Raw genomic sequence first — 22,444 nt, 5'->3', positions numbered from 1 at the left:
GGTAGGTGGAAATTTAACCTTTACTCCTCAACTTTTAAATCCGAAGCTATTTAAGAAGTCGGCTGACTTATAACCTATCCGAAAAATACTGCGGCAAGCTCAGCAGGGCGTTCAATTTATTTTTCGGGTGGGTTCTAAGAAGCTGTTTGAGTTAGTCAAAATGTATTTGTTGAACGTCATGCAGAGCGCGCAGCGCAGCATCTCGCTCGCTTCGTCGGGGCCGTGTGAACGAAGCGGGCGAGATGCTGCGCTGCGCGCTGCATGACCATTTCTATTGACTTAGACAGCTTCTTAAACCTGGAACGACCCGCTCATCAGGACGTTCTTTCAACTTCCTAAACAACTTCTCCGTGAAAGGTCCGAAGAACTTGCTTAAGCTTGAGGCAAAGCCGCAGGTAGCAGGCACCGGGGAGCCGCGCAAGTCCGCCGCGCACTGTTGAGCCTCAGCAGCCCACGTACGAAAAAAAGCGCGGTCTCGGGCGAGCTGGTGCGCGGGCGGCCTTATTCTTCCGGCGCAACCACGGCGTCGGCGTGGGTGGTGGCTTCGTACACGTCGGCGTATTTAAAATCTTCCAGCCAGTAGGCGGAGCTCACCACGTCAAACACCACCGCGTCAGTCGCGGTGCTGACGGTCGTTAATCCCCAGAGCATGTGCTGGGCTTCGTCGAACCTGGGCCCGGCCAGCTGCTCGGTAAAAAGCCGGTTTATCAGCGCGTTGTCCGGCAGCCCCTGGGCCAGCAGCCGGACGAGCGGCGCGGCAGGCGCATCCGCAAAAATGGCCAAATCGTCCGGGTTGGCGGCCGTGCACTTCACCCGGAACTGCACCGCTTGCGCCCGCGGAAACGTGCCGTTGTAGGCCGTGTGCAGCAGTTCGGTGGTTTGGTAAAACCCCTTGTGCAGCGGCAGCTCCGGGTTTTCTTCCCAAAGCTTCTCGGTGAGCATCTGGTGGGCCAGGTTTTCGATTTGACCCGCGTTCAGTTGCTCGGGAAACAAGTAGCCCAACACGACTTCGGCCGCCTCGCGGGGCTCCAAGTCGGTGAACGACATCAGGCACATGTCCTTCAGCTCGGCTTCCTTGATTTCGTCCGGGTTGTCATAATTCATCAACTGGAGTAGAGCCCGGTAGTCCTGGTTCTGCCACGAATGGGGCAGCTCGGTTAAAGAAGCAAAGGACAGGCGCTCGACGGTGAATGCGTGCATGGGGATAGTAGTTTAATGGAGCTGTAACGACAAAACTGCAGCCCCAGAATCGGGTAGCTGCGCCCGGCTTTACGCGCCAAGCCGCCAAACCGCCGGAACCGCGCCCTTTTATTGGGCATTTCCTGCTGATGCCAAAGCCGCCCGCTCACGCTGTAAAAACAGACCAATTCAATACTACTGCCAAAATCTTAATACCAATTTTGTGCTAATCGCCCATTTGGATGGGCGCTTGGTCAGCCTGCCACGGGCAGCGTAAACATAAAGCGGCTGCCCGCGTCGGGCTGGCTTTCCACCTACAGCAGGCCCCCCTGCGCGCCGATGAACTCCCGCGCAATGCTCAGCCCCAGCCCCGAGCTGCCGCCCGGCGCGGCGCGGCCCGGCACGCCGGCAAAGCGCTGGAAAATGCGCTGGTGGTGCTCCGGGGCGATGCCGGGCCCGCAGTCTTCCACGCTCACGCGCACCATTTCGCCCCACTGCACCGCCCGGATGACGAGGGGCGCCGCCGCCGGTGAGTAGCGGATGGCGTTGGAGAGCAGGTTGATGAGCACCCAGGTGGTTTTTTCCACGTCGCCCTGCACCTCGGGCAAGGCGTCGGACACGTGTAAATTCAACTGTAGCCGCTTGTCGTCGAGCTGGGGACGCATGGTTTGGGTGGCGTAGTGGATGACCTCGGCCAGCTTCAGCGGCTGCACGTTGAGCCGGATGCCGGCGCCCGCGTCGAGGCGGGCCACGTCGATGAGCTGGCCCACCATGTTGAGCAGGCGCTGGGTTTCCTCGCCAATGCCGGTGGCCAGGCGCTGGCGCTCGGCGGCGGGCGTGCGCTCGTCCTGCAGCAGCATCAGGCTGAGCTTGATGCTGGCCAGCGGCGTTTTCAGCTCGTGCGAAATCGTGGCCAGGAAGGCCGACTTCACCTCGTCGAGCTTCTTGAAGTCCGACACGTTGCGCAGGCAGAAAATGTGGCCGCCGGCTGGTGCAGTGCCGCCGGGTTGGTTCAGGGCATCGATGGGGCTGATGCTGAGCTGGTAGTGCGGCGCCTCGCCCCGGTGCGGGAAGGTGAAAACGGGGTCGGGCTCCGCATCGCCGGCCAGGTTGTGCGCCGCCAGCGGCACCAGCAGGTCGCGCAGGGCCGCGCTGGCGCGGGCCACATCGGCGGCCGGGCGCCCGAGCAGCTCCTCGGCCGGCAGCCCCAGCAGGTCGCAGGCCACGGGGTTGGCCAGCACGATGGCGCCGTGCTCGTCCAGCAGCAGCAGGCCTTCGTCCAAGCTTCTGACCAAGCTGTCCATGCGGTTGCGCTCGGTGATGAGCGTGGCCAGGGTGGCGCGGCGCTCGTCCTGGGCCTGGCTCAGCACGCGGTTCACGGCGGCGGCCACGCTGCCCACTTCGTCGCGCCGGCCCACGGCCACGCGGGTGGCGGGACCGGGGCCGGCCACCCGTTCCATGTCGACGGTGAGGCGGCGCAGGGGGCGCACCACAATGCGCGGCAGGCGCACCATCATGGTGATGCCCACCACCGTGCCGGCGGCCAGAAACACGAGCACTGCCGAACGCGCCATGTCAAAATCAGCCTGCTCGATGCCGTGCGCGCCGTGCTCGAGGTAGTGAATGGCGAAAAAAGCGTAGCCGCCCAGCCCCAGCAGCAGCAACAGCAGCAGGAAGACGCTGAGGCGAATTTTGAGTTTGAGAGACATGATTTCAGTTATCAGTTGCTCTTTAATGTTTTCGAAATGTGGCAGCTTCCCGGAATGGAGAACTGCTCACTGGTCACTGATAACTGCTCACTGATTCTCCAGCCCGTATTCCTGCAGCTTGCGGTAGAGCGTGGTCAGCCCAATGCCCAGCCGCTTGGCTACCTCGGGCTTGTTGCCTTCCAGCTCGCCCATCAGCTTGGCGATGTGGCGGGCCTCCAGCGCCCGCAGGCTCTCGTCGGCCGCATCCGCGCCGGGCTTGGCGGGGCGGCCCAGGGCGTGAAATTCATCCGGCAAAAAATCAGCTGCCAGCAGCTCGCCGGCTGGTGCCAAGATGGCGGCGCGTTCCAGCACGTTCTTCAGCTCGCGCACATTGCCGGGCCAGGGGTAGCGCTGCAGCAGGGCCAGGCACTCGGGTTCCAGGCCGGGGAGGCGCTTGCTGAGGCGGGCGGCGAAGTACTGCAGGAAGTGCTGGGCCAGGGGCGGCACGTCGGCGGGCCGGTCTTTGAGCGAGGGCACGAGGATGACGAACACCGAGAGGCGGTAGTACAAATCGGGGCGGAAGCGGCCTTCGTCGGCTTCGTGCCGGAGGTTGCGGTTGGTGGCGGCCACCAGGCGCACGTTCACCTAGGTGGGCTTGGTGTCGCCGAGCTTGGTGAAGGATTGGCTTTCGAGCACCCGCAGGAACTTGGCCTGCACGTTCAGCTCCAGCTCCCCGATTTCGTCCAGGAACAGCGTGCCGCCGTGGGCTTCTTCCAGCAGGCCCTTCTTGTCGGTGAGCGCCCCCGTGAAGGCGCCTTTCTTGTAGCCGAACAGCTCCGACTCCAGCAAATCTTTGGGGAAGGCGCTGCAATTGACGGCCACGAAGGCCTTGCCCCGGCGCCCGCTGGCCTGGTGAATGGCCTGGGCAAACAGCTCCTTACCGCTGCCGGTAGGCCCTTCCAGCAGCACCGTGCTGTCGGTGGGCGCCACCTGCTGGGCCAGCTTCTGCACCCGCTTCAGCTCCACGGAGTCGCCAATCATGGACTCGAAGCGGTACTGCTGGCCCACGCGGCGCTCCAGCTCGGTCACGCGCTGGCGCAAGCGGGCTTTTTCGGCGGCGCGGTCCACCACCACCACCAGCTGCTGCTCAAAGTCGCCCTTGGTGAGGTAGTCGAAGGCGCCGAGCTTCATGGCCTTCACGCCATCGGGGATGGTGCCGAAGGCGGTGAGCAGCACCACTTCGGCATCGGGCGCGGCGGCTTTGAAGCGGGGCAGCAGGTCCACGCCGTTGGCGTCGGGCAGCTTCACGTCGGAAAGCACGAGCAGCACATCGTTGGCGTGCTGGCGCAGCAGCTCCAGGCCCTGAGCAGCGTTGGGGGCTTGCAGCACGGTGTAGCCTTCCAGCGTGAGCACCTGCGCCAGCAGCTGGCGCAAGCGCGCCTCGTCGTCGATGATGAGCAGGGTACCGGTGGGCATTAGGGAATAGTTAAGTTTCGAGCGCTGAATCTTGAAATGCTATTGGGGGGCTTCAGCACCTAAAAGTATCGGCTTACCAGCGAAGGATTCTTATTATCTTTCAAGCCTTATGCCCGATAAACAGAGCCGAGAGTTGTATTTGCTGGAAAGATTCTTGCCCGCACTAGTAGAGAATCGGCTGTACGCTGTGTCGCAACCAGCGCCGCCGTTACCTGATGCGATAGTTGACGTTGACGGTAGAAAAATAGGTATTGAAACAACTGCTCTAATCGCGAACGGGGAAATTAGCAGACGCGAGGGGGACCAAGATAAAATTTTAAACGAGGCACAAAAGCAATTTGAAAAGCGGTGCCAAATGCCGCTTCATGTTTCAGTATCTTTTTCTGAATCAGCTAACTGGCAAAAGATAAATCGTCAGCAAGTCGCATCTTTTGTAACAGATATTGTTACCAGCTCTATTTCCGAAGTAAAAGAATTTGCGCAGTATAAACCTCACTTCTCTATTCGCAAGGACAGATTGAGCCACAGCCACATTAGAAGCATTGGCATCTCCTTTTCAAACAAACTTACAGTTCCTTGTTGGTCACCCATCACGTCATTTATGGTTCCTGACGCGCCAATTGAAGTCATTCAGAATATTATAAATCGTAAGACCAAGAATATACAAGGCTACTTAGGTGGATGTGATGAAGTGTGGTTGTTATTGCTTGAAACTGGCAGCCCGTCCTCTTATTATGATGGGTTTGAAAAACTTAATGAGCTCACATTTACGAGTGAATTTGCACGAACATTAATTGGTCGAATACCAAATGGAGAGGTGGTTGAATTGCGAACTCAATCGGCAACTAACTCCCCCGAATCTCATCCGTGATGTGCTTCACGAACTGGGCGAACTCGGGTTCGGCTTCGACGTTTTCGTGCCAGGCGAGGCACATTTTGGCCAGGTTGAATTGGTGCTGGGGGCTGATGGTGGCGCCCGGCACGAGGTCCCCGGCCGCGTCGTGCTCATAGCTCAAACGTCACCTCACCCCCCGGCCCCCTCTCCCGCGGAGAGGGGGAGACACAGCGGCGCGTCATTAATAGAATTTTGCTTAAGAACTTTGTTAGGCTCCCCCTCTCCGCGGGAGAGGGGGCCGTGCCCCGGAGGGGTCTCGTGAGGTCACGCCTTAGTTTCCCAGCACCACCTCCACGCGGCGGTTCCGGGCTTTGCCGTCCGGCGTGGCGTTGCTGGCCACGGGCTCGGTGGGGCCGTGGGCGTACACCTGCACGCGGCCCTCGGGGAAGGCGCTGCGGCTCTTGGCTTCGAGCCATTGCTCTACGGCCATGGCGCGGTCTTCGGAGAGCTGCTGGTTGGCCTGCGGGTCGCCTGTGTTGTCGGTGTGGCCGTGCACGGCCACCTTCAGGTTGCCGGCCACCACCAGGTCGTCAAACAGCTGGCTGAGCTGGCGCTGAGCGGCGGGGGTGAAGGTGCTCTTGCCGCTGGTAAACTCGATGTTCCAGGCGCGCTTGCTCACGCTGCGGCGGATTTCGTCGCCGGCGGCGAATTGCTGTTTGTCGGCCGGGGCCACGGGCTTGCCTTTGTACTGCTGCTGCAGCTTTTTCAGGGGCGTGAGGTCCAGCATGTCGTTCAGGGGCACGTAGGAGGGCAGCTCCTTGGGGTAGAGCTTGCTCTGCACGTCGCCGAAGGTCTTGTACACGGCCGCGTAGATGTTGGTGCCGCCCTCATCAAGGCCGAATAAGCTCAGGTTGTCGCTGAAGTTGAAGGCTTTGCTGCCGCCGAGCTCCACCACGTCGCCGTTGCGGTCGGCCTCGCTCACGCCCTTGTAGTACTTCAGCCAGTAGGCGCCGGGCTTGTCCTGGTCGCCGTACACTTGGGCCGAAATGCCGGCGGCGCGGGCCAGGGCTTCGGGGTGGGCTTTCACCTGGTCGCCGGCCACGGCCAGGCCGGTCATCAGGCCCAGCACCTCTTTGGGGTGGGCATCGTACCAGCGCTTGGTCGTCACCATGATGTTGGGCATTTGATTGGAATACTCTTTGGTGGAGACGATGGTGACGAGGCCGCCGCGCTGCTGGGCGATGTTCACGTCGCCGGGCGTCCAGGTGGCCACGGCGTCGGCGGGCACCTCCACTTTCACGCCCGTGTTCTTGCCGTTCACCACCTTGGTGCGGCTCTCCGGCTTGCCGAGGATGTACTTTTCGGCGGCGACCAGAAAATCGGAGGCCGCCATGAAGTTGACGGCCTCGGGGTCGTAGGTCGTCTCGTCGGGGTTGACCTTGAGGCCGTTGTCGGCGCACCACTTCAGGGCGATGTTCTGGTCGCCGTCGCGCAGGTAGCAGGCCACGGTCTTGCCCAGGGCCAGCTTGGGGTTGTCGAGCCATTCTTTGGGGCCCATGAGCTTGTCCTCGCCGAAGCTCTTGCCCATGCTGTAAGGAATGATTTGCAGCTGGGTACCGACTTTCTGGAGCTGCGCCTGCACGGCCGAGAAGCCGGGCAGCCCGTCGCCCATGATGCTTACAATCAAGCCCGGCGCGGCGGGGTTGCTTTGCAGGTCGAGGGCATTTTTCACCAAGTCGGCTTGCATTTTGGCCACGTCGTCCTGCCGCACTATCTGCAGGTCGAGGCCGTTGGCGGCCAGGGCTGAGCCCATGGTGGTGCGGGGCCCGCCGTTGGCCAACATGCCGGCCATCTGGCTGTTCCAGGCCATCACCTCCCACACCACCGGCGTGCCTTTGTCGGCCGGCGCCGTGCCGGGCAGCGCCGCCAGCGGGGCCACGGCGGTGGCCCGGTTGCCGCCGGTAGCGGCGGGCAGCTCAATGGAGTTGAGCAGCACCGACTGCGTATCGGCTTTTTTGAACACGGCGCCGCTGGAAATTAGCTTGTTGATGCCGAAGTACAGGGCCGTTACGATGAGCAGGCCGATTAAAATTTTACCGCGAGTTGTCATGGTTTTATAGGCAAGAAAGGGGTGGAGCGCCCGGCGGCGGGCGCAAGAGTTTTTCGGTTTTGGTGGGGGCAATTAGCGGCGGGTGACTGCCTTCCCGTTCGTCATGCCGAGCGCCGCCGAGGCCTCTCGCTGGGGCCCTACTGCAGTCGGAGGGAGTTTTTGATTACTGCTGCACGCGAGATGTCTCGGCTGCGCTCGACATGACGGCCAACGGTGTCAGCAGGACGTTTAATTGACGCAGCATGGCCTCCGGTGGCAGTGGCTTGGCCCAGCAAACTCAGCAGGCAGCAGGCCAGCAAAAAGCTAGTCAAGCAGGCTAGAATAGGCATCATTGCTGGCGTTTTTAGTGGTGAGTACGTTCTGTTGGGCCTGCGGCTTTTCGTTGAGCACGGCGTTGAATTCGCCCTTTTGGTACTTGTCGAGCAGGCGCTGGCCCTTTTCGGACATGACCCCGTTCTGGATGTCCATCTCCTTGACGAACTCCTGGCTGTAGCGCATGGCCTGCTTGATTTGGCCCAGCTGCTGGGCCATGTCCTGGGCGACGCGGTCGGTGGCCAGGTCGAAGAAGTACTTTTTGTCGGGGTCGCCGCGCAGGATGTTCATCGCCGCGCGCATGCCCGAGCTGGTGCGCTTGACCAGCGCGTACTCGTCCTTGAGCAGATTGACCTTGAACTTAGAGCCGTCAATCTGGCGCAAAGCGGCCTTGAGAATCTGGCGCATGACCAGGCTCACGTTGTTCGTGGTGGTGGCCATGGGCTGCAGGCGCTGGTTATAGTCTTCGAGCTGGGCGGCGCGGCTGGCGTAGCTGTCGGCGCTGTCCTTTTCGCCCTGCCGGGTGGCGGCGTCGGCCAGGGCCAGGTACTCCTGCATCTGGGTGGCGTTGGCGGCCAGCTTGCGCTGCACCAATTCGTGGGCGCCCTCGATGTGGCCGACTTCGGCGTCCATCTTCCGGGCCTCCTTCTCGGTGTTCGAGATGTAGTCCTCCATGATGCCGATGGGGTCGGTGTTGACGAAGATGCCGGCCGCCGTGCGCAGGATGCGCTGCCCGGCGTACCACAGCCCGGCCTGAATCCGCTTGTTGGTGACCAGCAAAAACAGCACGAACAGCCCGCCCAGCCCGATGCCCAGCTTCACGGTGTCGAACACCATGTCGACCAGGAAGGGCAGGATAACACCCCAGTAGTACACCACCGCGCCCACCAGCCCGAGGAGCACCACGCGGCCGGCCATCTTTTCCGGCTGCTGCCACTTGGGCAGGCCGGTGTCGTTGTCAGAAGAATTCAGTAGCGTGTTCATGGCATCAGGGGGTTGAAAGGTTGGTGACCTCCACCCAATGCCAATACCAGTGCCGGTTCCCTGAACTAATTCGAATAGCGTACTTTAATTGTTAATAATCAAGTACTTTATAAAATAATTCCTGCCGAAGAATTCGCCCAACGGGGATAAAAATTACCAAAACGACAACCGCCATTTTTCAAAACAACAAACTTGACTGCCGTCAAAAACCCGATTTCTAATCGGGCCTGACGAACCATCCGAAGTCTGCGTAATGAGGTAGAGACGCATACTTGCGTCTCGGCGTCCGCACCGCTGGGGCCTACTCACACTTCCCTGTATAAGGAATAAACACTGTGGGTTAGGGTCTCCAATCATCGTTCAACGACGAGACGCAAGTATGCGTCTCTACCCCGTTTTGGAGACTTCAGGGTTAACTCGGGGCGTTCCGAAATCCTTGTGCGCTTTAGCGGGCTCTAGCGCAAAGCGGGGCTTCGCGCCACCTGTGCATCGCCTCGCAACCGCTGTAAGCGGCTTTTACTGCACCAGAATTAGGGCGGAGCTGGCGGGTACCGGTACCGGTGCGCCGGTCAAATCCAATCTGCTCAAGCCTTTCTCGTTGAGTTGGTCGCCGCGCAGCACCACCGTGTAGCTGCCCGCGGGAACCTCAATACTGGTCGGCGTGCGGTTGCCGTTGAAGAGCACCGTGATGGTCTGCCAGGCGTCGCCGCCGGCGTGGTCTTTCAACCGGTAGGCAATGGTGCCGGCGGGCAGGCCCGGCAGAAACTCCAGGTGCCGCTGGATGAGCTCGGCGGTGGGTAGACGGAAGGCGGGGTGGGCCCGGCGCAGGGCAATGAGGCGGCGGTAGAACTCGTACACGGCGGAGTAGCGCGCCTTGCGGCCCCAGTCGAGCTGGTTCACGCTGTCGGGCAGGTTGTAGGAATTGTGCGCGCCGCCTTTGGTGCGCAGGAACTCGTCGCCCACGGGCAAAAACGGCACGCCCTGCGACGTAAACACGATGACGTTGCTGAGCAGGTCCATCTGGATGAGCTCCGCCTCGGTGGCGCCGGGGTTGGCCACGGCCAGCTTGTCCCAGAGCACCCGGTCGTCGTGGCAGGCCACGTAGTTGATGGCCTGGCCGGGCGCTGCGGCCCAGGGCGCTTGCGAGTAATTGACTTTGGCATAGTCCAGCTGCGGGTGCGGCGTGGCGGCCACGATGCCAAACTTCACGCTTTCCTCCAGGCCGGGCTGGCCGCTGGCGAAGCCGGGCTCGGTCTGGCGGGCGTAGTGGCCCTTCACGCCGTCGCGCAGCTCGTCGCCGAAGGCCGCAATGCGCGGCAGCTTGGCCATGTTGGCTTTCAGGGCGCGGCGGGCGGCGGGCAGCGGGCTGGGGCCGGCGGTCCAGCCCTCGCCGTACATGAAAATGCTGTGGTCCTGCTGGTCGAGGGCCACGCGCACGGCCCGCATGGTTTCCAGGTCGAGCACGCCCATCAGGTCGAAGCGGAAGCCGTCGGCGTGGTACTCGCGGGCCCAGTACGCCACCGACTCCACGATGAGCTTGCGCACCATGGGCCGCTCGGAGGCCACTTCGTTGCCGCAGGCGGTGGCATTGCTCAGGGTGCCGTCCGGGTTGTGGCGGTAGTAGTAGCCGGGCACCAACTGCTCGAAGGCGCTGCGGGCGGCGTCGGCGGTGTGGTTGTACACCACGTCGAGCACCACGCGCAGACCCTGGCCGTGCAGGTTTTCGACCAGCTGCTTCAGCTCCCGAATGCGGGCGGCGGGGTCGGCGGGGTCGGTGGCGTAGCTGCCCTCGGGCACGGAGTAGTGCAGCGGGTCGTAGCCCCAGTTGTAGCGGTTGAGGCCGGCGGGCTGGCTTTCGTCGATGGAGGCGAAGTCGTTGGTGGGCAGCAGGTGCACGTGGGTCAGGCCCAGGTCCACGAGGTGGTCGAGGCCGGTGCTCACGCCGCCCGGGCCGCGGGTGCCCAGCTGCGCCCCGCCCAGAAACTTGCCCGGGTGCCGGATGCCCGACTGCGGGTGCGAGCTCAAATCGCGCACGTGCACTTCGCCGATGACGATGTCGGTGGCTTGTTTCAGGGCCGGGCGCAGGTCGTCGGCCCAGCCGGGCGGGCTGGCCAGGGCGGGGTTGAGCACGGCGCCCCGCTGGCCGTTGAGGCCCACGGCGTGCGCGTACGGGTCGGCCACTTCGGCCATGGGCCGGCCGGCAATGGTGGCCTGCACGGTGTAAAACCCGGCGGCGCCGGCGGGCAGGGCGTAGGTCCAGGTGCCGCCTTCGGCCCGGCGCATGGCGTAGTCGGTGGGGGCGGGGCCGCCGGTGCCGGCCGCGTACAGGCGCAGGCGCAGGGCTTCGGCGGTGGGGGCCCACACGCGCAGGGTGGCCCGGGTGTCGCGCCAGGTCAGGCCCAGGTCGGGGCCCAGGTAGACGGGGTATTTGCTGAAGTCGGGCAGGGGCGGGGCCGCGAAGGCGGGAGCGGAAGAAAGCAACACAAGCAGCAGAAGCGGGCGAATCATGGCGGTAAGTTCGGGGTTTGGCAGGGAAGGCGCCGCGCCGACGGGTCCTTTCGTTCCCCGCCGGTAAAATGCCGGGTGCCGTCGACGGAATGCCCCGCGCAGTCGGTTTCGCGGGGCCGCACCGTGAAGCGGTCGTTAGCTTTACCCGCCTTCCGCCCTTGCCCATGACTCTTCTTTCCCCCCGGGGGTTCCTCACGCCGCTGATACACGTGCTGGTGTGGAGCCTGTTCGGGCTCACGTTCCTGCTGTTTCAGCCCCTCACGGGCCGGCTCACCATGCCCCCGCAGTTCTGGCTGAAACAGGGGCTGATGTTTGGGGCGTGGGTGGGCGTCTTTTACCTCACGGCCCGGGTGAGCGTGCCGCGCCTACTGTTCCAGGGGCGCACGGGCTGGTTTGTGCTGGCGCTGGTGGGGACCACCGTGGCCGTGCTGCTGTTCAGCAAGTTCCTGGAAGTGTCGCTGAACCTGCCCGCGCTCATGGACAAAGCCTTCGAAGCCGCGGCGGGCCGGCCCCGGCTGCTGCAAAACCGCGGCCCCCGGTTCGACTCCATGGGCCTGCTCACCACCATGTTCGTGCTGGGCATCAGCACGAGCATCACGGTGGTGCACAAGTGGCAGCACGACGCCCGCGTGCGCCAGGCGCTGGAGCAGCAGCGCGTCAGCTCCGAGCTGTCGGTGCTAAAAGCCCAAATTAACCCGCACTTCTTCTTCAACACGCTCAACAACATTTACGCCCTCACGCTGCTCGACGGCGAGCAGGCCCGCGAGGCCATCCACCGGCTTTCGCGCATGATGCGCTACGTGCTCTACGACAGCGCCGGCGGCCTCACCCTGCTCAGCCAGGAAATTGCCTTCGTGCAGGACTACATCACCCTGATGCAGCTCCGGCTCGACGAGCGGGTGAGCGTCACTTTTGAGCGGCCCGACCCGGTGCGCGACGTGCCCGTGGCCCCCATGCTGCTGCTGCCCTTCCTCGAAAACGCCTTCAAGCACGGGGTGGCTGCCACCCAGGCCAGTTGCATTTACGTGGCCCTGCGCCAGCCCACGGCCGACGTGGTGGAGCTGGAAGTGCGCAACACCCGCCTCCCGCCGCCCACTTCCGACCTGGCCGGCAGCAACGGCATTGGCCTGGTCAATACCCGCCGCCGTCTCGATTTGCTCTACCCCGACCGGTTCAACCTGCTGGTGGACGACCACACGCCCGCCAACGAGTTCCGGGTTCACCTCACCCTGCACGTCGCGTGAGCAGCCGGCCGCCCCTCCAATGCATTGCCGTTGATGACGAGCCGCTGGCCCTGGGCCTGGTGACGTCGTTTATTCAAAAAACCCCGTTTCTGGCGCTGGCGGGGCGTTTCGGTAGTGCCGTGGAGGCCCTCAAGTATTTGCATGAGCACCCCGGCACGGTGGACTTGGCCTTCCTCGACATCCAGATGCAGGAGCTCAACGGCCTGGAGCTGGCCCGGGTGCTGGGCCCCGCCGGCCCGCGCGTCGTCTTCACCACCGCCTTCAGCCAGTACGCGCTCGACGGCTACCGCGTCGACGCCCTCGACTACCTCGTCAAGCCCTTCAACTACGAAGAATTTCTGCGGGCCGCCAATAAGGCCCGGGCCTATGCCGAGCTAACCGCTACCCACGCCACCGCTCCCGCCCCCGCCGAGGAGGAAGAGTACCTTTTTCTCAAAGCCGAGTACCAATTAGTGCGCGTAGCCCTCAGCGACGTGCTGTACGTGGAGGGCCTCAAGGACTACGTGAAGGTGCACCTCAAGAGCACGCCCCGGGCCCTGCTCTCGCTCATGAGCCTCAAGGCCATGGAAGAAAAGCTGCCCGCCCGGCGCTTCATGCGCATTCACCGCTCCTTCATCGTGGCACTGGATAAGATTGAAGCCGTGCGCCGCCTCACCGTGCAGATTGGGGCCGTCACCATCCCGGTGGGCGACCAGTACAAGGAAGCGTTTCTGCAGTTCCTGAGCCGCTGGACCTGAAAGACGTCCGCGTTAGGTTGAGGGCGGCGGTAGGGACGCCGGTTCACGACTCGTCGCTGAGCGGTAATTGTTGCATTGGCGCTGCCAAGGAAACGCCTGCCGCGGTTTAGCGGCCGGTATTTTCACAATAAACCGCTTCTGAAAAGGAAAAAGCCTCCGCCAACGCGGGGGCTTTTTCCTTTCGTGGTCCGGCAAAGCGGGATGAAGCACGAGGCGCCCGGTAAAACTGCCGGTGCACCAGGCAGGAAAAACGCTGCTGGGTTTTTCACAGCCCTGGCACTGGGCCTTTTATTTAGGGCTAGACACATTTGAGGAATGAATAGGATTGATGTAATGATTTAGTAACTGAGCCATTAGGTAGAGCCTACTATTGCCATATATCTTTACAGGCTACGCGTCCGCGCTATTGCTCTGCTTTAACCATCTCAGCACTCATTTTTTATGCAAAACCTTTTCCCTGTTTTTTTCGCTTTCCTCACCCGCGGGGTGGCGTTACTGATGATGCTAGTGTTTCCGCTGCTGCCATTGGTGGGGTGGGGGCAGGTAAGCATCACGACGAGTGGGACACCGCTCACGGAAAACTTCAACACCCTGGCCATTGCTGGCACCTCTTCGACCGTGCCCACCGGGTTTGCTTTTAGTGAGGCTGGTTCGAATGCTGACCCGAACTATGCAGCTGGAACTGGTAGCGCAAACGCTGGCGACACGTATAGTTTTGGGGCTGCACCAGCCACTGAGCGAGCTTTTGGAGTACTACGAAGTGGGGCTTTAATTCCGATAATAGGCGCGGCTTATGCCAACAATACCGGCCAGACCATTGTGTCGCTGGCTATCAGCTACACGGGCGAGCAGTGGCGTTTGGGCGCTACGGGCCGCTCTGACCGGCTGGACTTCCAGTACAGCACAAACGCTACTTCGCTCACCGACGGAACCTGGACCGATGTGAATGCGCTGGATTTTACGGGGCCCGTGACAGCAGGCACTGTGGGTTCACTGGATGGCAATGTTGCTTCCAACCGGACGGCCGTGACCAGTAGCGTCACTGGCCTCAGTATTCCTGCGGGGACGACGTTTCGAATTCGCTGGCTTGATTTTGATCCAGCTGGGGCCGACGATGGATTAGCAGTGGACGACTTTTCGTTGACGGCAACTAGCGTGGCCCCCATGCCCGTCACGTATTACGCCAAGCCGACCGGTAACCTTGAGCTATTCAGCACCTTTGGTACCAACGTCGATGGCACGGGCACCGCGCCAACCAGCTTTACGGCGAATACACAAACATTCATCGTTGGCGGGGCTGGTCGCACCATTGGAGCCGACTGGACCGTGAGCGGGACGGGCTCAAAGGTAGTAATTGACGCTAACGCCAGTTTCACGGTGCCGGCGGCTTTCAATTTCACGGGGCCCCTCGACCTGGGGAGCGGCGCCACGCTGGTCCAGCAGAACGCCGCCCCCGCCGTCACCTACGGCACGGTGGCCGCTACCAGCACCATCGAGTTCAGCCAGAGCGGTATTTACACGCTGGCGGCGGGCGACATTCCCGGCACCGGCTTTGGCAACCTGGCTCTGCGCAACGCGACCAAGAACTTGCCGGGCACCACCATCGCCATTGCCGGCAACCTGGTGGTGGACAACGTGAGCGGTTTCAGCGGCGGCACCATCGTTCCAAATTTTACGACCGTGAACCTGGGCGGCAACCTGAGCCTGACCGGCACCACCACTTTCGAGGCAACGGGCAACGGCCGCATCACGGTGGTGGCCACCAACACGACCACGCCCCAGCTCATCAGCGGCCGCGGCAACGCGGTGCGCCTGTTCCGGCTCACCCTGCCCACCGGCCAGGCCGGCGTGAGCCTGGACGATGCCAACGGGGGCACGCCCCTGGAGGTAGGAAATGCCGCGGGCGGCGGCTATTCGCTGGCCACGGGCACCACGCTTAACATTAATAATAATACGCTCAGCTTTTTTTCGGGGGGCAAGGCGGCCATCACCGGGACCACCGGGCAGCTGGCTTTCGGCGCCGGGGCCAGCCTGCTGCTCAACCGCAACAGCACTACCCCGCTCGGGACCTTGACTCTGACGCCGGCTAGCACCCAACTTGCCAACCTGACCCTCGACGTGCAGGGTACCGGCAACACCCTGACCCTGCCCAACGACCTGACCGTGACCGGCACTTTGTCGCTGCAAAACGGCATCCTGGCCTCAGCCACCGGCAACCTGACGGTAACCGGGCCGCTGCTGACGGCTGCTACGGGCTTACTCGCCGTGAATCCCACCACCAACCTGGTGGTGGGCGGCAGCGGAACAGCGGGTAACATCTACCTGAGTCCGGCCACCGGCGCCGAAATCGGCAGCCTGACGCTGAACCGCGCTGGAATTACGCTTCGGCTCAACAACTCCCTGAAAGTAACCAACGCCCTGACCCTGACGACGGGCACTTTGAACATTGGGCCAGGCAACACCCTGGAAATAGCGGGCAACCTGACCACCGCCGGCCTGGCCTCGCCGCTCCAGGGCCTGTCCAACAGCAACCTCATTTTCAGTGGGTCGGGCACGGTGACGGGGCTACTGAACCTCATTCCGCAGAGTGGCGCGCTGAACACGCTGACGCTTAACCGCACCACGTTCGCCCTGATTCCTCTGGTTGGCTCCATTTCCGTCGGCACCCTGTCGCTGGCGAAAGGGGCCCTGCAAACCAGCGGCACCGACCGCATCATCGCCGGCATCCTCGACCCGGCCAACCCCGGCAACGTCGACAGCTTTGTGAACGCGCTGACCCTGACCACGCCCGCCGCCACGACGGCCGCCATTACCTACCCCCTGGCCGTGCGGCAGGGGGTATACCGGCCCCTGACGCTCAACATCGACGCGCAGGGCACCGCCGCGGCCACGGCTTACACCGCCCGCATCACGGAGCAGAACACCAACAGCCGCGGCTACGTGGGCGCCCTCACGCGGGTGTCGGCGGTGCGCTACTACACTGTGCGGGAAGAAAGCACCGCCAACTTTCAGCAGGGCCGCATCACGCTCAGCTACGGCCCCGAAGACTTCGTGAATAACACCGCCACTCTGCGCGTGGCCACCTCCGCCGGAACGGGCACGCCCTACGCCGACGTGGACGACGCTTCGACCCCGGTGTTCACCGCCGGTACCATCACCGCCAACCTGCTCACCCCTGCCGCCGTCGCCGACCTCGTGCTGGCCACCACCACGCTGGTGCCCAACGAAAACCCCCTGCCCGTGGAACTGACTCGCTTCACGGCCGCCCGCCAAGCCAGTGGCGTGGCGCTAACCTGGACCACGGCCAGCGAGGTGAACAGCGCCTATTTTGAGGTGCAGCGCAGCGCCAACGGCCGCGAGTTTGGCGTGGTGGCCAAAGCCGAAGCCCGCGGCACGAACAGCGCGCCCACCGCCTATTCGGCAGTGGACGCCCAGGCGCCCGCCGGCCGACTCTACTACCGCCTGCGGCAGGTGGATCTGGACGGTACTGCCGCCTATTCGCCCGTGGCCACTGTAGAAGGCGCGGAAGCCCTGGCCAAAGCCGCGCCGTATCCCAATCCTGCCCGCACCAGCATCTATTTCCCGGCCGCCGCCGCTACGGCCTATCGCGTGCTCAACCAATTGGGCCAGCCCCTGCTGCGCGGCATCGCCGAAGCCGGCACCGCCACCGTGCCCGTTGGGGCCTTGGCGCCCGGCCTCTACTTCCTAGAGATGCAAACCCCCACCGGGCGCGTAGTGCAGAAGTTTGAAAAGGAATAAACCGGTCGGTGGCCCCACAAAAAAGCCCCGTGCAACTTGCGCGGGGCTTTTTTGTGGGGCCGTGGCGCGGCTCCGAATGCGAATGGCTTTTACACCGAGAAGCTCTCACCGCAGCCGCACTCACGCGAGGCGTTGGGGTTGTTGAACTGGAAGCCTTTGCCGTTGAGGCCGTCAGAAAAGTCGAGCTCGGTCCCGGCCAGGTAAAGGAAACTCTTCATGTCGACCACCACGCGCACGCCCTTGTCCTCAAATTCCTGGTCCATGGGCCGCACCTCGTTATCGAAGTCCAGCTTGTAGCTCAGGCCCGAGCAGCCCCCGCCGGCCACCGAGGCGCGCAGGCGAAAGGTTTCGTCGAGGTGGGCGTCGTGCATCAGGCGCGACACTTTTTCTTTGGCTTTGTCAGATACGGTAATCATATCGGTGGTTTATGCTGTCATACTGAGCGCAGCAGCTTTTCACATCCGCACTCTTTTTTTACTGGCTCTGAAGCCGAACAGCCGCAATAAACTGCTACCGGGCTTCGGCAGAACAACAACGAAACAGCGAATCAGGAAGAAGGATTCAGCACCACGCTGAACACGGTAATCGTGTTCAAGTCGCGGCCGAAATACAGCTTATCCAGGGCTTCATAGGCGTTGTGGGCCCGGAAGTAGGAAGTATGAAGCTCTTTGTCGCCACGTGCCCGCCACTGCAAGGTAAACGGGCTTTCGGTATCGCGGAGGTGCCGGACATAATCCAGCATCTTCCGCAAGCATTCTACTTCATCATGGCCCGTTTCGTAGCGGAGCAGGAAGCTCTGCTGGTGCCGCGGGTTCACGGTTATCAAGTCGAGCCGCATCACCCCATCCAACTGCCGAAACTCAAACCGCAACTGCCCCGGTTCCAGGCCCAGGTGCTGCTCAATTTCACGCTGGATGCGAGCAGCTTCGTATTCATCCATTATTCAGAAGGAGCTAATTAAAAATTGAGAATTAAAAATTAAAAATGCTAACCGCAGCTGGCATTTTTAATTTTTAATTCTCAATTTTTAATTGAATTAGTGGTGTGCCAGCTCCAAAGCGGGCAGGCCATTCTTCACGCGGTAGTCCGAGATGGCCGACTTGATGGCATCCTCGGCCAGCACCGAGCAGTGAATCTTTACGGGCGGCAGAGCCAGTTCTTCCACAATCTCCATGTTGTCAATGGCCAGGGCCTCGTCGATGGATTTGCCCTTCAGCCACTCCGTAGCCAGCGACGACGACGCAATGGCCGAGCCGCAGCCAAAAGTTTTGAATTTGGCGTCGGTGATGGTGTTGGTGGCTTCGTCCACCTCGATTTGCAGGCGCATCACGTCGCCGCACTCGGGCGCGCCCACCAAGCCGGTGCCCACGTTCTTTTTGCTTTTGTCCAGCGTGCCCACGTTGCGGGGGTTGCTGTAGTGGTCGATTACCTTATCGGAATAAGCCATGGCTTTCTTAAATTAAAAATTAAAAATTATGAATTAAAAATTGAGGGCAAAATCAGGTACTGGCAGCGCCAGGTCTTTTAATTTTTAATTCTCAATTTTTAATTAATCTTTAGTGCTCCGCCCACTCAATTTTGCTCAGGTCGACGCCCTCCTTGAACATTTCCCACAGGGGCGACATTTCGCGGAGTTTGGTCACGGCTTCTTTTACGTGGCCGATGGCGTACTCGATTTGCTCGTCGGTGGTGAAGCGGCTCAGGCCGAAGCGCAGGCTGCTGTGGGCCAGGTCGTCGCTCAGGCCCAACGCCTTGAGCACGTAGCTGGGCTCCAGAGAAGCCGAGGTGCAGGCCGAACCCGACGACACGGCCAGGTCTTTCACGCCCATCATCAGGCCTTCGCCTTCCACGTACTTGAAGCTGATGTTGGTGACGTGGGGGAGGCGGTGCTCGCGCGAGCCGTTCACGTAGCTTTCCTCCAGCGTCGTCAGCTCAGCTTCGAGGCGGTCGCGCAACACGCTCAGGCGCGCGGCGTCGGCGGCCATTTCAAGTCGGGCCAGTTCACAGGCCTTGCCCAGGCCCACGATGCCGGGCACGTTGAGGGTACCCGAGCGCATGCCGCGCTCGTGGCCGCCGCCGTCCATTTGGGCGGTCACCTTCACCCGGGGGTTCTTGCGGCGCACGTACAAAGCGCCCACGCCCTTGGGCCCGTACATTTTGTGGGCCGTGAAGGCCATGATGTCGATGCCGTCGGCGTTCACGTCCACCGGAATTTTGCCCACGGCCTGGGTGCCGTCGGTCATGAACAAGGCGCCGTGGCGGTGCGCGATTTTGGCAATCTCGCGGATGTTGTTAATCGTGCCCGTCTCGTTGTTGCCGTACATGATGGTGACCAGGATGGTCTCCGGCGTCATGGCGGCTTCCAACTCTTCAAGGCTGATGAGGCCTTCCTCGTTCACGGGGAGGTAGGTGACGCGGCCGCCCAGCTTCTCGAGGTGCTTGCAGGTATCGAGGATGGCTTTGTGCTCGGTGGTGGCCGTGATGACGTGGTTGCCCTTCTGGCTGTACATCTCAAACACGCCTTTGATGCCGAGGTTGTCGGACTCGGTGGCGCCCGAGGTGAAAATAATTTCTTTGGGGTCGCAGCCGATGAGCTTGGCGATTTGCTCGCGGGCATAGTCCACGCCTTCCTCGGCGGCCCAGCCGAAGGGGTGATTGCGCGATGCGGCGTTGCCAAACACGTCGGTCAGGTACGGCATCATGGCCTCCAGTACCCGGGGGTCGAGGGGCGTGGTAGCGTTGTTATCGAGGTAAATGGGGAGCTTTAGCATTGCGCGCAGCGGGTTGGCAAGTTAATAGACCAGCGAATGAATGGCCCCCCGTAGAACACGGTTCACGGGCAATCAGTTTTCTTTGGTCCCACAAAAGTAGATACAATCCAAATAAGGAATAGCGCCGGCTCCCGGTGCCGCCGCCAGTTGCCCGGCCAGACGCCGGTTTTCGCCGCCCGCTGCGGTGGTGCGACCTTTCCCGTTACATCCATGCTCACCAATCTCGAACACTTCGGCCTGGCCGTGCACGACCTGGAAGCCGCCACGGCGCTCTACACCACGCTGCTCGGCGCGGCTCCTTACAAAAAGGAACACGTGGCCAGCGAGGCCGTCGACACGGTGTTTTTCCGAGTGGGCGGCTCCAAGCTTGAGCTCCTGGCCGGCACCTCGCCGGACAGCGCCATCACGAAATTCCTGGCCAAGAAGCCCGAGGGCATTCACCACGTCGCTTTTGAGGTCGACGACATTCGGGCCGAGATGGCCCGGCTGCGGGCCGAAGGCTTCGTATTATTAAGCGAAGAGCCCAAGCGCGGGGCCGATAACAAGCTCGTTTGCTTCGTGCACCCCAAGAGTGCCGCCGGGGTGTTGGTGGAACTCTGCCAGACCACGGATTTAGCGGATTGAATTGGATTGACACGGATTCTTGCGGTTCAAATTCTGAAGGCGCACCTTTGCACGTGGTTATCCTCGGGATTCGCCAGGGCATAAAGTGCCTGACGAAGCCACCAAGCCAGTGGGGGCAGAACCACCAGAATCCGTGTCAATCCGTGTCAATCCGCTAAATCCGTGGTCCGTTTTCAGCAAGAAGTAGAAGCCGCCGTGGACGCCCTGCTGCTCCAGCAAGTCATTCTGTACCCCACCGATACCGTGTGGGGTCTGGGCTGCGACGCCGAAGCCCCGCCCGCCGTGAAGGAGCTCTACAAACTCAAGGGGCGGGCCGCGGGCCAGCCCAGCATCGTGCTGGTGGCCGACGTGGCCATGCTGCGGCGCTACGCCGCGCAGGTGCCCGAGGAGCTGGAGAAGCTGCTGGCGGAGCAGGAGCGGCCCACGACGTATATTCTGCCCGCCAGCCGGGCCGTGGCGCCCGATTTGGTGGGTCCAGACGGCACGGTGGGCCTGCGGGTGGTGCAGGACGAGTTCTGTTTCAAGGTGGTGCGGCGGCTGGGGCACGGGCTGGTGTCCACGTCCGCCAACAAAACCGGGGAGCCCACCCCGGCCGTGTACGCCGAGGTTGACGCGGCCATTTTGCGCGGGGCCGACCACGTGGTGAACTGGCGGCAGGACGACGACTCGCGGGTGGCGCCGTCGCGCGTGGTCCGGCTGGGCGCGGGCGGCAAGCTGGAAGTGGTGCGGGAGTAGCGGCGCCCCGTAAAAGCCGGAGTGGCGACCTTTGCGGCCATGAAGACGCCCGAACTGCCCGACTTGCCCATCTTCCGTACCATTGCCGACGCGGCGGCGGAACTCGGGCAGCCCGCTTACGTCATCGGCGGCTACGTGCGGGACCTGGCCCTGGGCCGCGAGAGCAAGGACATTGACGTGGTGACCGTGGGCGACGGCATCGCGCTGGCGCAGGCGGTGGGGGCCCGGCTGCCGGGCCGCGGCCGGGTCACGGTGTTCAAGAACTTCGGCACCGCCATGCTGCCCACCAAGGAGGCCGGCGAGATTGAGTTCGTGGGCGCCCGCAAGGAAAGCTACCGCGCCGACAGCCGCAAACCCGAAGTAGCCGCCGGCACGCTGGAAGAGGACCTGGCCCGCCGCGACTTCACCATCAACGCCCTCGGCCTGAGCCTGAACGCCGAAGACCTCGGCGCGCTGGTGGACCGCTACGAGGGGATGAAGGACCTGGCCAGCAAAACCATTCGCACGCCGCTGGGGCCGGACGTGACCTTCTCCGAGGACCCGCTGCGCATGATGCGGGCCGTGCGCTTTGCCGCGCAGTTGAACTTTGACATTGAGCCCGACACCTTCGACGCCATTATCCGCAATAAGGACCGGATAAAAATCGTGTCGCAGGAGCGGATTACGGTGGAGCTGAACAAGATTATTGAGTCGCCCACGCCCAGTTACGGGTTCAAGCTGCTGTTCCAGACCGGGCTGCTGCACCTGATTTTCCCAAAAATGGCGCTGCTGCACGGCGTGGAAAAGGTGGGCACCCACGCCCACAAGGACAACTTCTACCACACCCTGCAGGTGCTCGACAACGTGGCCGCGGCCGGCGGCGACCTGTGGCTGCGCTGGGCCGCCGTGCTCCACGACATTGCCAAGCCCGCCACCAAGCGCCACGACCCGCGCGTGGGCTGGACCTTCCACGGCCACGAGGACAAGGGCGCCCGCTGGGTGCCGGGCATCTTCGCCGACCTCAAGCTGCCCCAGGGCGAGGAGATGCGCATGGTGCAGAAGCTGGTGAAGCTGCACCTGCGCCCCATCGCGCTGGTGAAGGAAACCGTGACCGACTCGGCCGTGCGCCGCCTTTTGTTCGAGGCCGGCGAGGACATCGACCGGCTCATGCTGCTCTGCCGGGCCGACATCACCAGCAAGGACCACGACCGCAAGGCCCGCTACCTGCGCAACTTCGGGCAGGTGGAGGAAAAGCTAAAGGAAGTGGAGGAAAAGGACCACCTGCGCCGCTTCCGCCCGGTCATCACCGGTGAAATCATCATGGAAACCTTCGGACTGAAGCCCTCGCGCGCGGTGGGCGAGCTGAAGGAGGCCGTGATGGAAGCCATCCTCGAAGGCACCATTAAAAACGAAATGGAGCCAGCCCGGGCCTTCCTGTTGCAGCAGGGGGCGGCCATGGGACTGGCTCCGGAAGGGGGCGTTGTTCACTCACCAAACTAAGCC

General features: G+C 62.4%; 18 protein-coding genes and 1 pseudogene. 7 read left to right on the top strand and 12 right to left on the bottom strand.

What is annotated here, in order from left to right; translation table 11 throughout:
- Positions 1-501 precede the first annotated feature (501 nt).
- From RMO51_RS07340 to RMO51_RS07325, 4 genes and pseudogenes are all read right to left on the bottom strand, one after another.
- The gene (locus RMO51_RS07340; protein WP_310393394.1) at positions 502-1,200 is read right to left on the bottom strand and encodes a hypothetical protein; all 699 of its coding nucleotides are present in this window, start codon (positions 1,198-1,200) and stop codon (positions 502-504) included.
- Positions 1,201-1,493: 293 nt separating this feature from the next.
- A complete protein-coding gene (locus RMO51_RS07335) occupies positions 1,494-2,888 on the bottom strand; it encodes an ATP-binding protein (RefSeq protein WP_310393392.1) in 1,395 nt (464 codons plus the stop codon).
- A gap of 87 nt (positions 2,889-2,975) precedes the next feature.
- Positions 2,976-3,239, bottom strand: a complete 264-nt coding sequence (locus RMO51_RS07330) for a helix-turn-helix domain-containing protein (protein ID WP_310393448.1) — start codon at positions 3,237-3,239, stop codon at positions 2,976-2,978.
- A 180-nt stretch (positions 3,240-3,419) separates the two neighbouring features.
- Positions 3,420-4,343, bottom strand: a pseudogene (locus tag RMO51_RS07325) (sigma-54-dependent transcriptional regulator); the annotation flags it as partial.
- 109 nt (positions 4,344-4,452) lie between these two features.
- On the opposite strand from RMO51_RS07325, the gene RMO51_RS07320 reads away from it, so the two are divergent.
- Entirely contained in the window at positions 4,453-5,214 is a 762-nt protein-coding gene (locus RMO51_RS07320) for a hypothetical protein (protein WP_310393388.1), read from the top strand.
- Here RMO51_RS07320 and RMO51_RS07315 read toward each other — a convergent pair.
- The 4 genes from RMO51_RS07315 to pulA form a co-directional block, all read right to left on the bottom strand.
- Positions 5,189-5,359 carry a hypothetical protein gene (locus RMO51_RS07315; RefSeq protein ID WP_310393386.1) on the bottom strand — a complete coding sequence of 57 codons (171 nt, stop codon included), beginning with the start codon at positions 5,357-5,359 and terminating at the stop codon, positions 5,189-5,191. The two genes, RMO51_RS07320 and RMO51_RS07315, sit on opposite strands and share 26 nt — an antisense overlap.
- A 150-nt stretch (positions 5,360-5,509) precedes the next feature.
- Positions 5,510-7,288, bottom strand: a complete 1,779-nt coding sequence (locus RMO51_RS07310; RefSeq protein ID WP_310393384.1) for an OmpA family protein — start codon at positions 7,286-7,288, stop codon at positions 5,510-5,512.
- Positions 7,289-7,591: 303 nt separating this feature from the next.
- Positions 7,592-8,584, bottom strand: a complete 993-nt coding sequence (locus RMO51_RS07305; protein WP_310393382.1) for a hypothetical protein — start codon at positions 8,582-8,584, stop codon at positions 7,592-7,594.
- A gap of 516 nt (positions 8,585-9,100) precedes the next feature.
- Entirely contained in the window at positions 9,101-11,092 is a 1,992-nt protein-coding gene (pulA, locus tag RMO51_RS07300; RefSeq protein ID WP_310393380.1) for a type I pullulanase, read from the bottom strand.
- 164 nt (positions 11,093-11,256) lie between these two features.
- On the opposite strand from pulA, the gene RMO51_RS07295 reads away from it, so the two are divergent.
- From RMO51_RS07295 to RMO51_RS07285, 3 genes are all read left to right on the top strand, one after another.
- Complete coding sequence (locus RMO51_RS07295) at positions 11,257-12,336, top strand: histidine kinase (protein WP_310393379.1); 1,080 nt, start codon at positions 11,257-11,259, stop codon at positions 12,334-12,336.
- Entirely contained in the window at positions 12,333-13,073 is a 741-nt protein-coding gene (locus tag RMO51_RS07290) for a LytTR family DNA-binding domain-containing protein (protein ID WP_310393377.1), read from the top strand. The genes RMO51_RS07295 and RMO51_RS07290 overlap by 4 nt, the downstream gene beginning before the upstream one ends.
- A gap of 441 nt (positions 13,074-13,514) precedes the next feature.
- On the top strand, positions 13,515-16,832 hold the full coding sequence (locus RMO51_RS07285) for a T9SS type A sorting domain-containing protein (RefSeq protein WP_310393375.1): 3,318 nt from the start codon (positions 13,515-13,517) through the stop codon (positions 16,830-16,832).
- A gap of 89 nt (positions 16,833-16,921) precedes the next feature.
- Here RMO51_RS07285 and RMO51_RS07280 read toward each other — a convergent pair whose 3' ends face one another.
- From RMO51_RS07280 to RMO51_RS07265, 4 genes are all read right to left on the bottom strand, one after another.
- Positions 16,922-17,248 (bottom strand): iron-sulfur cluster assembly accessory protein, encoded by a 327-nt coding sequence (locus RMO51_RS07280; protein ID WP_310393374.1) that lies wholly within the window; start codon positions 17,246-17,248, stop codon positions 16,922-16,924.
- Between the two features lie 131 nt (positions 17,249-17,379).
- Positions 17,380-17,772 carry a hypothetical protein gene (locus RMO51_RS07275; RefSeq protein ID WP_310393372.1) on the bottom strand — a complete coding sequence of 131 codons (393 nt, stop codon included), beginning with the start codon at positions 17,770-17,772 and terminating at the stop codon, positions 17,380-17,382.
- Positions 17,773-17,868: 96 nt separating this feature from the next.
- Positions 17,869-18,279 carry a Fe-S cluster assembly scaffold IscU gene (gene iscU / locus RMO51_RS07270; protein WP_046244756.1) on the bottom strand — a complete coding sequence of 137 codons (411 nt, stop codon included), beginning with the start codon at positions 18,277-18,279 and terminating at the stop codon, positions 17,869-17,871.
- A 109-nt stretch (positions 18,280-18,388) separates the two neighbouring features.
- The gene (locus RMO51_RS07265) at positions 18,389-19,603 is read right to left on the bottom strand and encodes an IscS subfamily cysteine desulfurase (protein ID WP_310393370.1); all 1,215 of its coding nucleotides are present in this window, start codon (positions 19,601-19,603) and stop codon (positions 18,389-18,391) included.
- 210 nt (positions 19,604-19,813) lie between these two features.
- Here RMO51_RS07265 and mce point away from each other — a divergent pair, with 210 nt between their 5' ends.
- The 3 genes from mce to RMO51_RS07250 all read left to right on the top strand — a co-directional run bounded on the left by mce (position 19,814) and on the right by RMO51_RS07250 (position 22,441).
- Entirely contained in the window at positions 19,814-20,227 is a 414-nt protein-coding gene (mce, locus tag RMO51_RS07260) for a methylmalonyl-CoA epimerase (protein WP_310393369.1), read from the top strand.
- Positions 20,228-20,389: 162 nt separating this feature from the next.
- On the top strand, positions 20,390-20,962 hold the full coding sequence (locus RMO51_RS07255) for an L-threonylcarbamoyladenylate synthase (protein ID WP_310393367.1): 573 nt from the start codon (positions 20,390-20,392) through the stop codon (positions 20,960-20,962).
- A 39-nt stretch (positions 20,963-21,001) separates the two neighbouring features.
- Positions 21,002-22,441, top strand: a complete 1,440-nt coding sequence (locus RMO51_RS07250) for an HD domain-containing protein (RefSeq protein ID WP_310393365.1) — start codon at positions 21,002-21,004, stop codon at positions 22,439-22,441.
- Positions 22,442-22,444 lie beyond the last annotated feature (3 nt).

The organism is Hymenobacter sp. (assembly GCF_031398885.1).
Taxonomy (GTDB): Bacteria; Bacteroidota; Bacteroidia; order Cytophagales; family Hymenobacteraceae; genus Hymenobacter.
Note: the sequence above shows the minus strand (reverse complement) of the source record. Positions and strands in the feature narration are given on the sequence as shown.